Raw genomic sequence first — 12557 nt, 5'->3', positions numbered from 1 at the left:
ACCAATGCCGCGGGGTCGGTTGCATCAGGCAACAACCCCAACGTTTGGAGTTCCACCCCATGGACCTGTTTTCCCCGATCACCCTCGGCGACCTCGAGCTGCCCAACCGACTCGTCATGGCGCCACTGACCCGATCCCGCTCCCGCGTGGACGGCGTACCGAACGACGATGTCGTTGAGTACTACCGGCAGCGCGCCTCGATGGGCCTGATTGTCAGCGAAGGCGTCTACCCCAGCGTCACCGGACAGGGGTTTGTCCGCCAGCCGGGCCTTGTCACCGAGGAGCAGATCGCCGGGTGGAAGCGCGTCACCGACGCGGTGCACGCCGAGGGCGGCCTCATCGTCGCGCAGGTGATGCATGCCGGCCGTGTCACCCACCCGGAGACCACCGGGCAGGGCCACGTCGTCGCCCCGAGTGCCATCGCAGTGGACGGCGTCTCGCGGACCTACACCGGCAAGCACGCCTACCCGGTCCCGCACGCGTTGGAGACCGGCGAGCTGCCCGGAATCATTGAGGAGTTCGTGACCGGATCCCGCAATGCCATCGCCGCCGGGTTCGACGGCGTGGAACTGCACGGAGCCAACGGCTACCTGCTGCACGAGTTCCTGGCCCCCAGCGCGAACACCCGCACCGACGCCTACGGCGGCTCCCCGGAAAACCGGGCACGCTTCGTCATCGAGGTCGTCGCCGCGGTGGCCAACGCCATCGGGGCCGGCCGGACCGGTCTGCGCATTTCCCCCGAGCACAACGTCCAGAGCACGGTCGAGACCGATCCGACCGATGTCGCGGCAACCTATGGCGCCCTCATCGACGGGATTGCACCCCTGGGTCTGGCCGCGCTGAGTATCCTGCACGCAGATCCCGCCGGGACACTCGTCCAGGACCTGCGCTCACGGTTTAATGGCCCCGTCCTGCTGAACACCGGGTTCCAGACCGTCACCACGTACGACGACGCAGCTGCGGTTGCTGCCAAGGGCTGGGGCGACGCGGTGGTGGTCGGACGCCCGGCGATCGCCAACCCCGACCTGGTGCGCCGCTGGCAAGAGGGCTTGCCGCTGAACGAACCCGACTCCTCCACCTTCTACACCGAGGGCTCCGTCGGATACACCGACTACCCGTTCTGGCAGAACTAACGCGGCAGTCGGCCGGATGATGGTTCCCCGTGGGCAGCGGCTCTGCCGCGATCCACGGGGAACGGTCCCGCATGGGGAGTCGTTGCAACTTTCGAACGAGCCACGATGTTCTAAAGGTTCGACTGGCCGCGCTTCGGTTCCTTGCTTTGGTTATGCGCGCTGCCCATAGGATCTCCAGTTTTCTGTGATACTGGTCCCAAGATCCCCTCCGTGACGTGACCTTCTGTGTGTTAGCTGTAAGGTTTTCTGAGTGCATCGCGATCCTGATGCTGAACGACGTAACTTCATCCGAACGGAGAAAAGTCATGGGATTCATTGGTTGGATAGTTCTAGGCCTTATTGCCGGTGCGATTGCTAAGGCAATCAAGCCAGGTGAGCAAGGTGGCGGCTGGCTCGCCACGTTGCTGCTCGGCGTAGTTGGTGCCGTTGTTGGTGGCTGGATTGGTTCCGCGTTGTTTAGCGTGGATATCAGCGAATTCTGGTCACTTTCGACGTGGTTGCTGGCTATTGGCGGGTCGTTGATTGTCCTGGTTATTTGGGGATTGTTGACGCGCAAGCGCGCCTAGTATGTGCACGAACAGGAGGCCCCAACCTTTTCAGGTTGGGGCCTCCTTCATGCGCGCACCCTCCTGCCACCACGGAGGAAGCACTTGATCACCTTTATCGTGGAGCCGCCAACGGAGCTGATCCCGATTTCTCGTATGGCGGGTCGTCGTATGGCTTCAAGGGCGACCGTGGGATGAATCTGGACGAATGGAACAGGGCCCTTCGCCGCACATCTTGCGCCGAAAGCCGTCGCCCGGGGTATGCGATGGGATATTTGCCCTCGCCAGAACGTTCCATTCATGGGGCGGATGCGTCAACGCCGTCTACCCCATGGGCCGCCGTCAGGCAACGAGCAGGTGCTGCCGCGCTCCCGCGGTGTTGTCGATTCCGGGTAGCGCTGGTTCGCTTGCTTCAGCGATCGCATCCATGGAGACGCCATGGTCCAAGGCCGTCTGGATAATGGCGTCCAGGGCATCGGTACGCTCCTGGAGGAGCACCTTGGCGGAGGCCACATCTTCGGTTGCTGCCCGGATCAGATCCAGTTCATGCACGGACTTTCCCTTTCATCGGATTCAACGTTCGTATCTTAAAAGTTAGCGCGACCAGCCTTTCACAAAATGAATGAGTAGTTCAATTCCATATGCAATTGGGTGCACAGTTGCCTGCGACCAGTTCCCGCACGTCTCAGGTACGCATCTCCTTCTCGTTCCCGGAAAATGCGGCGTCCAAGCTCTGGATCGGGGAAGCGACCCGCCGTCAGTGGTCCGGCAATAACTTCTTCACGACGGCACAGAAAATGTAATCCGTGGGCGTGCAGCGAAGTGCGACTGCGCGTCCGAGGAACGGATGCCCGTGGCGGGCCGCGACTGGGAACGGTGAAGCGGATCGATACCTACCGGTGAGGGTGCCCGAAGTTTCAAGCAGCTGAACTGAGTTGGCCTCGGTACGGACGGGTGCAAAAGCGTTGTCACCGGGGATTGCATCCCATAGCGTAGGGATTCCCAGCGACTATCCAGAAACAGGACTTACGTTGGGAAATGTTCCCGTTTTCATCCAACGAAGGAGGATCTCATGGGTCTCGACGACAAAATTGGTAACAAAGCGCAGGAAGCCTCCGGCAAGGCGAAAGAAAAAGTCGGGGAGGCGACCGACAACGAAAAGCTGCAAGCCGAGGGGGCCGGTGACCAGGCCTCCGCCAAGGTCAAGCAGGCCGGTGAACACCTCAAGGACGCCGCGAAAGACGTGAAGGGTCACTAGACCCTCCCCATGGCGGACGTTCCATCCTTTCCGTGCGGGAGCCGGTTCCGAGGCTCCCGCACGGAAAGTTCCCCGCAGTCCCTGACTCGCCGGCCAATCTGTGTGCCGCTCGGCCCAGGCATCCGCTGACTACAGGTTCACATCAACCGCCCGGGCGGTGGCGGTCAAGCCGTCCAGTTAGGCCGTTGCAGCAAGACACAGTCAAACTCCTCCCCACGCTGCGCGCCTTGGATGCCATCTCCGCTGCCGTGCTGGTGGAGCCCCAGACCGCATCCGCCGCCGTCTGGCGGTGCAAAAGGAGCGAGGTCGCCGACGGGCAGGCACTGTTAGCCACGAGAACGCCATCGCAGACAATCTGCCCACCTTCCACCCTCGCTTTGCAAGGCAAGGACGAACTCCTCCCATACCCCAAGCCACCATCCGAAGGAGAATGCCATGAAGGACAACCAGAACCCAGCCGCCGGTCGCACTAACGACGCCACCGACCTACCCGAGCACGACAAGGACCACGTCTCGGATCCGGCCCTTGCCACCGACCCCGGGCATGACTGGACCGACGAAGGCGGAGCCACCCCCAGCGGGCCCGCCACATCCACTGACGGCGACGACTAGCGCACCGTACCGCCGGAACACCTGCGACCCCGCAGGGGCAAGCAAGGTCGTCGGCGACGTTCATTTCGACTCGCGTCCCGCCCGCGGCGGGACGCGGTAGACCACCGAGTAATTCTGCACAGGAGGAATCATGAAGGCATTGACTTGGCAGGGAAAACGAAAGATCGAAGTCTCCGAGGTTCCCGATCCGCGCATCGAAGAACCCGGCGACATCATTATCAAGGTCACCTCCAGCGCCATCTGCGGCTCCGATCTCCACCTCTATGAACTCATGGGTCCTTACATGCATGCGGGAGACATCATGGGGCATGAACCCATGGGCATCGTGGAGGAAACCGGACCGGCTGTCACCAGGGTCAAGGTGGGGGACCGCGTGGTCATCCCATTCAATATCTCCTGCGGGCATTGCTGGATGTGCGAACGCGGCCTGCAATCCCAATGTGAAACCACCCAGGTGCGCGACCAAGCCAAGGGTGCAGCCCTCTTCGGGTTCTCGGAACTCTACGGCAGCGTTCCCGGCGGGCAGGCTGAATACCTGCGGGTTCCGCATGCCGATTACGGAGCGGTGGTGGTCGGCAGGGACCTGCCCGATCACCGGTATCTTTTCCTCTCGGACATCCTTCCGACGGCCTGGCAAGGCGTCGAATACGCGGACGTCCCGCAGGGCGGGACCCTGGCCGTCTTCGGCCTCGGGCCAGTGGGACAGTTGGCCGCACGCATCGGCGTGCACCGCGGGTACCAAGTGATCGGAGTGGACCCGGTGCCCGAGCGCCGCGAGATGGCTGCGCGCCACGGGATCGAGACCATGGATTTCGACAAGCACATTGCCGCGCGGCTCCAGGAGAAGACGGTGCGCGGTCCCGATGCGGTCCTTGATGCCGTCGGGATGGAGGCGCACGGATCACCCGGAGCGACGTTGATGCAAAATGCCACCGGGCTGCTGCCCGATTCCCTCGCCCAGAAAGCTATGGAGAACTTTTCCGTGGACCGCACCGCCGTCCTGCACGCCGCAGTGTCCTCGGTCCGCCGCGGCGGGACGTTGTCCCTCAGCGGGGTGTACTCCGGCGCCGCTACTCCCATGCCGCTGCTGGAGATGTTCGACAAGCAAATCCAAATCCGGCAAGGGCAGTGCAATGTGCGCAAGTGGACCGAGACCCTGGTGCCGCTGGCCGAGGACCCCACCGACCCGCTGGGGCTGGATGACCTGGTCACCCACACCGTTCCACTGGATAAAGGGCCCGAACTCTACGAGACCTTCCAGAAGAAGGGCGACGGCTGCATCAAGGTCGTGCTCAAGCCGTAGGTCCGCAGCCACGCACGAACCGCGGTCCCGCGCTGCCGGACACACGGGGGAATGATCGCCCTCGCCCGTGTGCCCGGCGCGGGAACACGGCGGATGATTGTCGCGACATCGTATTTATTCAGCAACCAGGCAGCCAGGACCCGGGACAGGATCCCGTAGACGATCTTGCGGTGAAGCCGCAGGAGGAAAGCGCCCGGCAGGACTACCGCGCGTTGGTGAACTCCTCCGTGGTTCCGGACGTCGGGCTTCGCGAGGAAAGCAACGTGCAATATTTTCCATCGAATGGACGTAGGCTGGGAAAATGACACCTGGCTTTGATACATCCGCCTTTCGGGAACAGCCAAGCCCGGAGGAGATATCGGCCCAAGCGCAATCCGGACGGGCTTGGCTGCGCACAGCCCCCAAGTCAATCGTGATCGGACTGGCCACTGCCTGCCTCGTGGTGTGGTTGGTGTGTTCCATGGGCATAGCCGAGGCCATGGTGGATTCGTTTAACCTGGATGCCTCGTACCTCAATATCGGCTCGGGCATCTTCCTGGGAGGGGTGCTGGCTGCAGCCATCGGCTTCCTGCTACAGACCAGGGACGAAGACCCGCAGGTCATCGCGGCGCAGCTCGCCCGGTTCGTCCAGCGCAACGGGCTGTCCCACAACGAGGAACCCAAACTGCCGAAGCTGCAGGGAACGATCTTCGAACAGGGTTACCACCCGCGGTCGTGGAGGCGGTTCAGGAACTCCCCGGCCCACCCGTTTCCGTTCGAGATCGCCCACTACTCCTACCAGACCGGTTCGCAGGTCCGGGACCATGACGAACGTCCGTCGGTCACCTCCTGGACCTATGTCGCACTGACGGCCGACCGGACGCTGCCGCGAATCCTCCTTGACGCCAAGGCAAACGACAACTGGTTTGCCTCCAGTGTTCCGGCAAGCATGGCGAAGTCTCAATTGCTTTCCCTCGATGGGGAGCACGGAAGCGACTTTAAGGTGTATGCGCCAGAGGGGTATGAGCAGGAGGCCCAACGGATCTTCGCTCCCGAGGTCCTGGAAAGGTTGAAACGGGACGCCCCGGAATTCGACGTGGAAACCGTGGACGACCAGATCATCTTCTTCGCCCGCAAGGAACTTGACCTCGGTCGGGCGCAGACCTGGGAGCAACTCTCGGATCTGGTCTTCGGTGTGGGAGCCACCATGGTGGGCCTGGCCGACAGCCAACCGGCGGACCGCTTCGGAAAGAATGCCTCCAGAGAGGTGACGCCCGCCGGAAGCACCCTGCGCAAGCGCCGCATCACCCCAGCTTTGCTCTGGACGGTGGGAGCCGTAGCCATACTGGTGCTGGCCCGATTGCTGTTCACCGGACCACTGGAGGGGATGCTCTGATGGGAATCTTCGATGTTTTCTCCGGAACCAAGCGAGCCGCCGCGGCGGCAGCCACAGCGGCAGTGGAGGCGCGGGTCGCCGAACTGACTGCTGCCCTTCCGTTTGGCGCACAGATCTCCATGGCGACAGACAAGGTGCCGATGCCCACCGTTTACACCGTCATGGTGCTGGGCACTCGCCGTGAATTCCCGGCACTGGTCAGCCGCACCGCCGAGGTGATCGAATCACTGGGCAGGTACGAGGAACTGGACCTGCGCATTGCCGAATCCATGGAATCCGGTGCCGTCTTCTCCTCGCTGAGAATCTCCGGTCGAACCACCGATCGCCCACACATCGATTCCCTGGTGCGCGGCCACGACTCATTGGTCGAGATCCTGCCCGACCAAACGCTGATGGTTGAGGGCTCCCACGCCGGCTACGCCGTCAGTGCCGTGAAGTCCGAGGAAGCCGTGAACGTTGCCCGGCTCCTGGGCCGCTGGTGGGAAAACATGCTGGAAACCGAACTGGCACTGTGGTCGTCATCCGAGATCATGGTGGAGGTCGGCGAAAAAGCCGATGAACCCGAGATCAGCTACGCCATCGACATCGAGGGCAGCGATCGCGAACTGGACGCGGTCGCTGTTCCGCTGGAACAAAAACGGGAGTACGCGCAGCGTGCCGTCGCCGCATGGAACGAAAGCCTCGGCGACCTCGAGGCCATGACCAAGGTGAAGGCGCGGCGCGGCTATGTCATCCGGCTGGGGTTTACCCCCACCGCGCTCAGCCCCATCGTTGTAGCGGAGGACCAGGAAGAATTCGAGGACGACGAGGACGAGGCCAATGAGATTGCCGAGGCGATTCGCTTCCACAATCCCGGGTCTAAAATCACCGTCTGAACGCGGAAGGCAGCACCGGATAGGTAGCGGACTGGTCGCTGACGCTTTTGCCCCGGATTCCGCAAGACACGACTGCAGCGATGACAGCGGATGGGCAGAACCTCATTGGCGCCTGCTGCCGGGACCCCTCGGAAAAGGGTGGGCACTGCGATACCTGGAGTGTCGGCCGCTGTGGATGCCCGTCTCCGGGGTTCCCATTGCCGGCTACGGTCCGAGCACCTTCGGGCGCAATCTCCTACTTGATCCCGAAGTCGAATCCACCTGATTGGTGATGCCCGAAGCGCTCTCTCAAGAAGTTGCCAGTAGTGGTCAAATCCGCAGAAGTATGGCTGTGACGGGTGGAGTGCAGCGTCTCAGCCTGTCCGAGGAGAAGCCGAGTTTGTTCAACCAATTCCTCGTTGGGGGTTCTTCCGTTTGGTTGGCGGTTTTCCACCATGCTCGGCGGTATGGCCAGGAATCCTTGAAGAACCGCTGGCAGGTATTCCCTCACCACGGCATCCAGTTCATACTCAAACCGCGCATCGGCGGACGGATGCCGTCTTTCCGCGTCGATTACCGAGTCCAGCATCTGGCACGTTTCCAGGATGGTTACGTACGTATCAGCTGGAAGGCGGTGCTTGTTCTGCTTGGCCTGGGAACTCACCCAGGTCAGAGCGGTCGACAGGTCGTCCGACGACCCGGGGAGCGAAGTTGCGGCCGGGTACGGCTGGGCGGATGGGGGCGTAGGCGCGTGCTCCTGGACCGTGCTGCCACGCTGTGATTTTCTCACCCTTCTGGGGAGCCAGAGATCGCGAAGCATGTATGAACGCACGGCTGACAGACCCATCACCGCGAAACCGGCAAAAACACCACTGGCTCCGGAAAGGGAAACGGCAGCAATGAAGAGGGCGGCATAGAGCCCACCTTCAAGCATCACCTTCTTGTTCTTGGCACCCATCCCGATGACGAGCACGTAAAAAGCGGCGAAAATCCAAAAAACGAATGCGAGCACTACCCTGAGGATGTTCCCTGGAGTGAGGCGTGACATTACTGCGTCCTTCGTGGGTGCGCGGTGGCCTCGTCAGAGGCATGGCTGCGCTCTAGCTGATGACGCGCGCGGCTTACTTGGCCCTCAAGGACCTGCACCGTCTGTTTCATTGAATGTGCCGCTTCCGTCTTGAACCTGTCGATCTCGTCCATGGCCTGGAATACATTGTCGAATGCCTGCTGCAACTTCGCGGAGTCGACCGTGGCTTGGGCAGCATTCTGGTGAATCGCTGCGCCTTGGGAGCGGAGGAGTTCGGAAGTCGAGACAATCAAGTCTGACGTGGTCGAGTTGAGGGCATCAATTTGCGCCAGAACAATCTTTTGCTGGGCCAGAGCCTGCGCAACTATCACCGCGACTCGCAGCGCCGCGAGAGTGGTGTCAAGCGCCCGATCCGCGCCCTTGATCAGCTCTGAATTGTTCTTCTTGACCACATCAAGAGCCAAATACCCTTGGATGGACACTGCCATCTGGGTCATGAGGTCTTGGTGGCGTTGGCGGACGTAGAAGAGGGCATCTGCTTCCAGGGTGGTGGCGTCGTCCGCTTTGCCCGTGTTGCGCAGCTCTTCAATCCGCCGCTCCAGACCATCGCCCAGGTGGCTCGCGAGCACAGCATAGTTCGCCAATTTCCCCATCGCCGCCCAGAGGGCGTCGCGTTCGGTCTGGATGGAAGCGTTGTCGTGCCGCAGGTCGTCCTGCCCACCCTTGAGTGCCTTGGTGATGGCGTCAAGTTGCTCTTGTGCTGACTCGTACTTCATGAAGTATCGCTGGATGCCCCGACCTCCGGGCAGGAACTTTAGGATGCGCTTGGTGCCGGTCAGATCGTGGCGCTTGGGATCCAGCTCGGTGACGATCTGTCGCAGTTCCACCAAGGAGTTGCCAGTACGCGATGCAGGGTCCGCGCCGGTCGCTGCGAGAGCGGCTGCAGGTCTCTTCAGCATGCGGTTGGACGCGGAGCTAGCCTGCTGCATCGTTCCCTCGCCCAGCCGGGTCAACTGCGCTAACTTGGTCTGAAACTCTGGGCTCTGGAGAGGTGTGGCCAGCAGGTCATCGAGAAAGCTCTTGGCGTTCTCGGCGTGCTTCTGCTGCGCCTCGGCATCCACCAGGATCATGCCGCCGACCTTCTCCGGAACATGGACCGCTACCTCCACAATGGGCTTCGGCGGCTCCAACTCCAGTGGGTTTTCTACCTGCGGGGACGAGGTCGAGCCGAGGTCGAGCGGGTTCAACATCATGTTCTCCTTGGAAGGCTCCGGGACAAATTTCAGTCTACAAGGGTCCACTTGGAGATAGCCGTGAATGATCTGAATCAATCGCCGCCGGACAAGCCCATGTCGGTCGTAGACGGCACGTTGAGTTTCCGGCGCCCACTTTTAGCCTCTTCACCGGTTTCTTTGCGCACAACCGGGCAGACGACAGTCCCAGGAGTCCTTGAACGCCAGAGGGATCGATGCTCACCTACCTCCACGGGGTCGCGGTCAATGCGGCAACCGCGCTGCCCGATGATCTTGACACCATCCGGCTCGAGGCGGGGGCCTGGGCGGTGTTCTCCTCCTGCGGCCCGTTCCCGGAGGCCCTGCAACAACGGTGGGCCGCGACGGCGACGGAGTGGTTCCCCTCGAACCCGTGGCGGATGCGTCCCGGACCATCGATGCTGCGATACCTCGAGCTCACCGACACCTATGCCTCGTGCGAACTTTGGCTGCCCGTCGAGAAGTGCTGACCCGGGACGTTCGGGCGGTGCGCGGCCGCCGCAGCCGAGCGCGCCGCCCGGCGTACCATCAACTACATGTCATGGGTCGAAGTAGCAGCCGACGTTTTCGTCAAGAGATATGAGGCGAGCGACGTCAACGTGGTCGCAATTCCCGGCCCCAAGGGAGTGACGGTCATCGATACGGGAGGCTCGCCGGCGGAAGCGCAGGAGATCGTTGCGGACGTGGCGGAACGTTTCGGCACGCCGATCGTTGAAGCGGTCAACACCCATGCACACTACGACCACAGCTTCGGCAACTCAGTCTTTGTCGACCTCGGTGTTCCCGTGATTGGGCACCATCGGATTCCCGATCACTACGCTGCCTTCGAAGGGCCTCGGCTGCGCGCCTGGCAAGCCGACCCGGCTCGCGAACCCGACAAACAGTGGGACCACGTGGTGTTGACGCAGCCGACGGTCCTGATCCAACGGTCCACGACGCTCACCGCAAGCGGGCGCAACATCGAATGCATTCCGATTCCCCGGGGCCACACGGACACGGACCTGGTCGTATGCGTGCCCGATGCCGAGGTCTGGGTGCTCGGTGACGCGATCGAGGAATCCGGCCCGCCCATGTTCGGCTCGGGCTGTTGGCCACTTGAATGGCCAGCGGCATTGGACGAGGTTCTGCTCAGGGTGCAGCCGAGCGACGCGATGGTTCCCGGCCATGGTCGGGTGGTTGACCGGGAGTTTGCCGCGCGGCAAGCCGCTGACCTTCATGCGGTGGCGGATGCCATTAAGCGTGCCCATGGAGATCGAACTGAAATTGAGGTGGCCTTGGATAGCGCCCGACTTCCGTGGGCGAAGTGGATGCTCCGCTCGGCCTTCGAGCAGGGTTTTTCACACCTGGACCAGCGTCCGTCCAGCGGGCACTGAAGCGCCGGGCTGGATTGGTTTGGTGGTGCCTTGGGCGTTGCCGCCCGTCAAGCTGCGATTGGGGCGTAACCGATCTCGCAATTTGTGAAGCAGGGCGCCTAAAAGCTACCTCTTAGATACCTATTCGGCGTTCCATAGAACCGCGTCCAAGTCACCGGGCCGCCAGCCGCGCTTGGCGGCAGCCGCATGAATTACGTCCGACAAATGAGAATATGCATGGTTGGTGATTCCGGCCTTCGAAGCGACTTTCTGGATACGCACGTCTATGGCAACTGCTGAATGGTTGCCGATGAGAATCTCGATGTAGTCCAACGTTTTCGGTCCAACATGTTTGACGCTGCGGAGAGCCTTGCGAAGGTCGGCCCGTCGAATAGACGAAGCAAAATGTGCGCGGAGGTCGCTGACGGTGTTGATATGTTCTGCTTCGAAAACGTGAAGGATTTCGTTGATCTGTATGAGACGATCCTCAGATTTCCATCGGATGACTCTTCCGAGGCCACCGTCATTGATTCGGGCACGGAAGCCTGCAGCTGTTTCTGCGTCCGGCCAAGCAGCAATCAATTCCCGCACCCGGGGTTCAACCGTCCCCTTGTAGCGTTGACGCCGCTGGAGCGCCGCGTCCACGATCACTGCGCCCAAATGATCCCAACCGCGGGTGACTTGAGTGGACGCGTCGACTCCGTTTGCGTCGAGGTAAGTAAGAAGCTTGTCGGCGTCAATCGCTATTGTCATGCCTGAATCGTGACATGAAGCTCCGACGATTGCCCGGATGTGACACAAGGTAGCCTAAAAAGGCCCCGCATAGCGGGAAATGGACGGTCGCCCCAATTTCAGATTCGGTCCCGGGGCGGTGCAACGGCAATACAAATTCCTGCATTTTGGAGCGCGGGCGACGAAACTCGAACCATCGGGGTTCTTGATGGCGCGGTTGGCGCGGATCGGAGGACGTACAGCGCAAGTATTCTGGATCAGTCCCAGGAGTCCTTGAACCCCGGTGGCAGGCAGCTGGTGATTTCCGGGCCGTGCGAGTTCAGCAGCGCGACCAGGTCGGAGATCCGTTCCTCGGTCATGTAGACGCTGGGCGCGGAGACGGAAATAGAGGCGATCGGCTCCCCGCTGAGGTCCGGGATCGGGATGGCCACGCAGATGATGCCGAGTTCGTTTTCCTGGTTGTCCAAGGAGTAGCCGCGCTCGCGGATCGCCGTCAATTCCTTGTCAAAGTCCTCCACGGTCGTGATGGAGTGCTTCGTGATCGTTGCGGAGGGATCGAAGCGGGCCAGGGCCTCGGCTCGTGGCCGCAGGGCGAGCAGCATCTTGCCCATGGCCGTGTTTTGGGCGCGCAGCCGGCCGCCCGGCCGCGAGGCCATTTCGATGCCCCTGCTGCCGCGGGCCTTGGCGAGGTAGAGGACGTCGTCCGCCTCGAGGATGCCCAGGTGCGTGGTGTCGCGCGTGGCCTCGGCGATTTCCGCCAGCCGGACCTGGATTTCCTCGGGTAGGTTCAGGCTGCGCTGGGTCTGGGCGCCGAGTTCCATGAGCTTGAGTCCGAGCCGGTAGCGGTTGTCCGCACCCAGGGAGAGGTACCGCCCGGCCACCAGGGAGCTCAGCATCCGGTGGGTCGAGGAACGGCTCAGCCCGGCGGCTGCGGCGATGCCGTCAAGCCGATCGACGCCGGAGGCCACGTGGTCCAGCAGCTCGAGGCCGCGCTCGAGGGTCTTGGCTCCGGTCGGTTTTTCCATGCAATCAGTCTTGCATGACTTCGCCTGCCACCTGCGTCGACGCAGGATCGTGTGACGGGGGTTGCATCCG

Annotated in this window: 14 protein-coding genes; 9 read left to right on the top strand and 5 right to left on the bottom strand. The window is 62.1% G+C overall.

What is annotated here, in order from left to right:
• The first annotated feature begins 59 nt into the window (after window positions 1-59).
• Both ACIPUB_RS06670 and ACIPUB_RS06665 read left to right on the top strand, forming a co-directional pair.
• The gene (locus ACIPUB_RS06670; RefSeq protein WP_407606673.1) at window positions 60-1133 is read left to right on the top strand and encodes an alkene reductase; all 1074 of its coding nucleotides are present in this window, start codon (window positions 60-62) and stop codon (window positions 1131-1133) included.
• 305 nt (window positions 1134-1438) lie between these two features.
• Window positions 1439-1699: a GlsB/YeaQ/YmgE family stress response membrane protein gene (locus ACIPUB_RS06665; RefSeq protein WP_113761554.1), complete on the top strand. Its 261-nt coding sequence runs from the start codon at window positions 1439-1441 to the stop codon at window positions 1697-1699.
• Between the two features lie 321 nt (window positions 1700-2020).
• Here ACIPUB_RS06665 and ACIPUB_RS06660 read toward each other — a convergent pair whose 3' ends face one another.
• On the bottom strand, window positions 2021-2230 hold the full coding sequence (locus ACIPUB_RS06660) for a hypothetical protein (RefSeq protein WP_264268729.1): 210 nt from the start codon (window positions 2228-2230) through the stop codon (window positions 2021-2023).
• Window positions 2231-2750: 520 nt separating this feature from the next.
• Here ACIPUB_RS06660 and ACIPUB_RS06655 point away from each other — a divergent pair.
• The 5 genes from ACIPUB_RS06655 to ACIPUB_RS06635 all read left to right on the top strand — a co-directional run bounded on the left by ACIPUB_RS06655 (window position 2751) and on the right by ACIPUB_RS06635 (window position 7101).
• A complete protein-coding gene (locus ACIPUB_RS06655; RefSeq protein WP_264268730.1) occupies window positions 2751-2936 on the top strand; it encodes a CsbD family protein in 186 nt (61 codons plus the stop codon).
• A 435-nt stretch (window positions 2937-3371) separates the two neighbouring features.
• Window positions 3372-3548, top strand: coding sequence for a hypothetical protein (locus ACIPUB_RS06650; RefSeq protein WP_264268731.1), 177 nt, complete (start codon window positions 3372-3374; stop codon window positions 3546-3548).
• 130 nt (window positions 3549-3678) lie between these two features.
• Complete coding sequence (locus ACIPUB_RS06645; RefSeq protein WP_407606672.1) at window positions 3679-4851, top strand: zinc-dependent alcohol dehydrogenase; 1173 nt, start codon at window positions 3679-3681, stop codon at window positions 4849-4851.
• A gap of 460 nt (window positions 4852-5311) precedes the next feature.
• Window positions 5312-6226, top strand: coding sequence for a hypothetical protein (locus tag ACIPUB_RS06640; protein WP_407606671.1), 915 nt, complete (start codon window positions 5312-5314; stop codon window positions 6224-6226).
• Complete coding sequence (locus ACIPUB_RS06635; protein ID WP_407606670.1) at window positions 6226-7101, top strand: hypothetical protein; 876 nt, start codon at window positions 6226-6228, stop codon at window positions 7099-7101. The genes ACIPUB_RS06640 and ACIPUB_RS06635 overlap by 1 nt, the downstream gene beginning before the upstream one ends.
• Window positions 7102-7336: 235 nt before the next feature.
• Here the strand turns inward: ACIPUB_RS06635 and ACIPUB_RS06630 are convergent, their stop codons facing one another.
• Window positions 7337-8128, bottom strand: coding sequence for a hypothetical protein (locus ACIPUB_RS06630; protein WP_407606669.1), 792 nt, complete (start codon window positions 8126-8128; stop codon window positions 7337-7339).
• Window positions 8128-9360, bottom strand: coding sequence for a toxic anion resistance protein (locus ACIPUB_RS06625; RefSeq protein ID WP_407606668.1), 1233 nt, complete (start codon window positions 9358-9360; stop codon window positions 8128-8130). The genes ACIPUB_RS06630 and ACIPUB_RS06625 overlap by 1 nt, the downstream gene beginning before the upstream one ends.
• A gap of 215 nt (window positions 9361-9575) precedes the next feature.
• Here ACIPUB_RS06625 and ACIPUB_RS06620 point away from each other — a divergent pair, with 215 nt between their 5' ends.
• On the top strand, window positions 9576-9848 hold the full coding sequence (locus ACIPUB_RS06620; RefSeq protein WP_407606667.1) for a GyrI-like domain-containing protein: 273 nt from the start codon (window positions 9576-9578) through the stop codon (window positions 9846-9848).
• A gap of 66 nt (window positions 9849-9914) precedes the next feature.
• Window positions 9915-10751, top strand: coding sequence for an MBL fold metallo-hydrolase (locus ACIPUB_RS06615; RefSeq protein ID WP_407606666.1), 837 nt, complete (start codon window positions 9915-9917; stop codon window positions 10749-10751).
• Between the two features lie 120 nt (window positions 10752-10871).
• Here the strand turns inward: ACIPUB_RS06615 and ACIPUB_RS06610 are convergent, their stop codons facing one another.
• Window positions 10872-11483: a hypothetical protein gene (locus ACIPUB_RS06610; RefSeq protein WP_407606665.1), complete on the bottom strand. Its 612-nt coding sequence runs from the start codon at window positions 11481-11483 to the stop codon at window positions 10872-10874.
• 236 nt (window positions 11484-11719) lie between these two features.
• Window positions 11720-12487, bottom strand: coding sequence for an IclR family transcriptional regulator (locus tag ACIPUB_RS06605; RefSeq protein ID WP_407606664.1), 768 nt, complete (start codon window positions 12485-12487; stop codon window positions 11720-11722).
• Window positions 12488-12557: the final 70 nt, after the last annotated feature.

The sequence above is a fragment of the Paeniglutamicibacter sp. ORCA_105 genome, assembly GCF_045798545.1.
In the GTDB taxonomy this organism is placed as follows: Bacteria; Actinomycetota; Actinomycetes; order Actinomycetales; family Micrococcaceae; genus Paeniglutamicibacter; species Paeniglutamicibacter sulfureus.
Note: the sequence above shows the minus strand (reverse complement) of the source record. Positions and strands in the feature narration are given on the sequence as shown.

Excerpts from the sequence above, each read along its gene's own strand:
- ACIPUB_RS06670 (WP_407606673.1), top strand. The coding sequence starts at position 60 with ATGGACCTGTTTTCCCCGATCACCCTCGGCGACCTCGAGCTGCCCAAC.
- ACIPUB_RS06665 (WP_113761554.1), top strand. The coding sequence starts at position 1,439 with ATGGGATTCATTGGTTGGATAGTTCTAGGCCTTATTGCCGGTGCGATT.
- ACIPUB_RS06655 (WP_264268730.1), top strand. The coding sequence starts at position 2,751 with ATGGGTCTCGACGACAAAATTGGTAACAAAGCGCAGGAAGCCTCCGGC.
- ACIPUB_RS06650 (WP_264268731.1), top strand. The coding sequence starts at position 3,372 with ATGAAGGACAACCAGAACCCAGCCGCCGGTCGCACTAACGACGCCACC.
- ACIPUB_RS06645 (WP_407606672.1), top strand. The coding sequence starts at position 3,679 with ATGAAGGCATTGACTTGGCAGGGAAAACGAAAGATCGAAGTCTCCGAG.
- ACIPUB_RS06640 (WP_407606671.1), top strand. The coding sequence starts at position 5,312 with ATGGGCATAGCCGAGGCCATGGTGGATTCGTTTAACCTGGATGCCTCG.
- ACIPUB_RS06635 (WP_407606670.1), top strand. The coding sequence starts at position 6,226 with ATGGGAATCTTCGATGTTTTCTCCGGAACCAAGCGAGCCGCCGCGGCG.
- ACIPUB_RS06630 (WP_407606669.1), bottom strand. The coding sequence starts at position 8,128 with ATGTCACGCCTCACTCCAGGGAACATCCTCAGGGTAGTGCTCGCATTC.
- ACIPUB_RS06625 (WP_407606668.1), bottom strand. The coding sequence starts at position 9,360 with ATGATGTTGAACCCGCTCGACCTCGGCTCGACCTCGTCCCCGCAGGTA.
- ACIPUB_RS06620 (WP_407606667.1), top strand. The coding sequence starts at position 9,576 with ATGCTCACCTACCTCCACGGGGTCGCGGTCAATGCGGCAACCGCGCTG.
- ACIPUB_RS06615 (WP_407606666.1), top strand. The coding sequence starts at position 9,915 with ATGTCATGGGTCGAAGTAGCAGCCGACGTTTTCGTCAAGAGATATGAG.
- ACIPUB_RS06610 (WP_407606665.1), bottom strand. The coding sequence starts at position 11,483 with ATGACAATAGCGATTGACGCCGACAAGCTTCTTACTTACCTCGACGCA.
- ACIPUB_RS06605 (WP_407606664.1), bottom strand. The coding sequence starts at position 12,487 with ATGGAAAAACCGACCGGAGCCAAGACCCTCGAGCGCGGCCTCGAGCTG.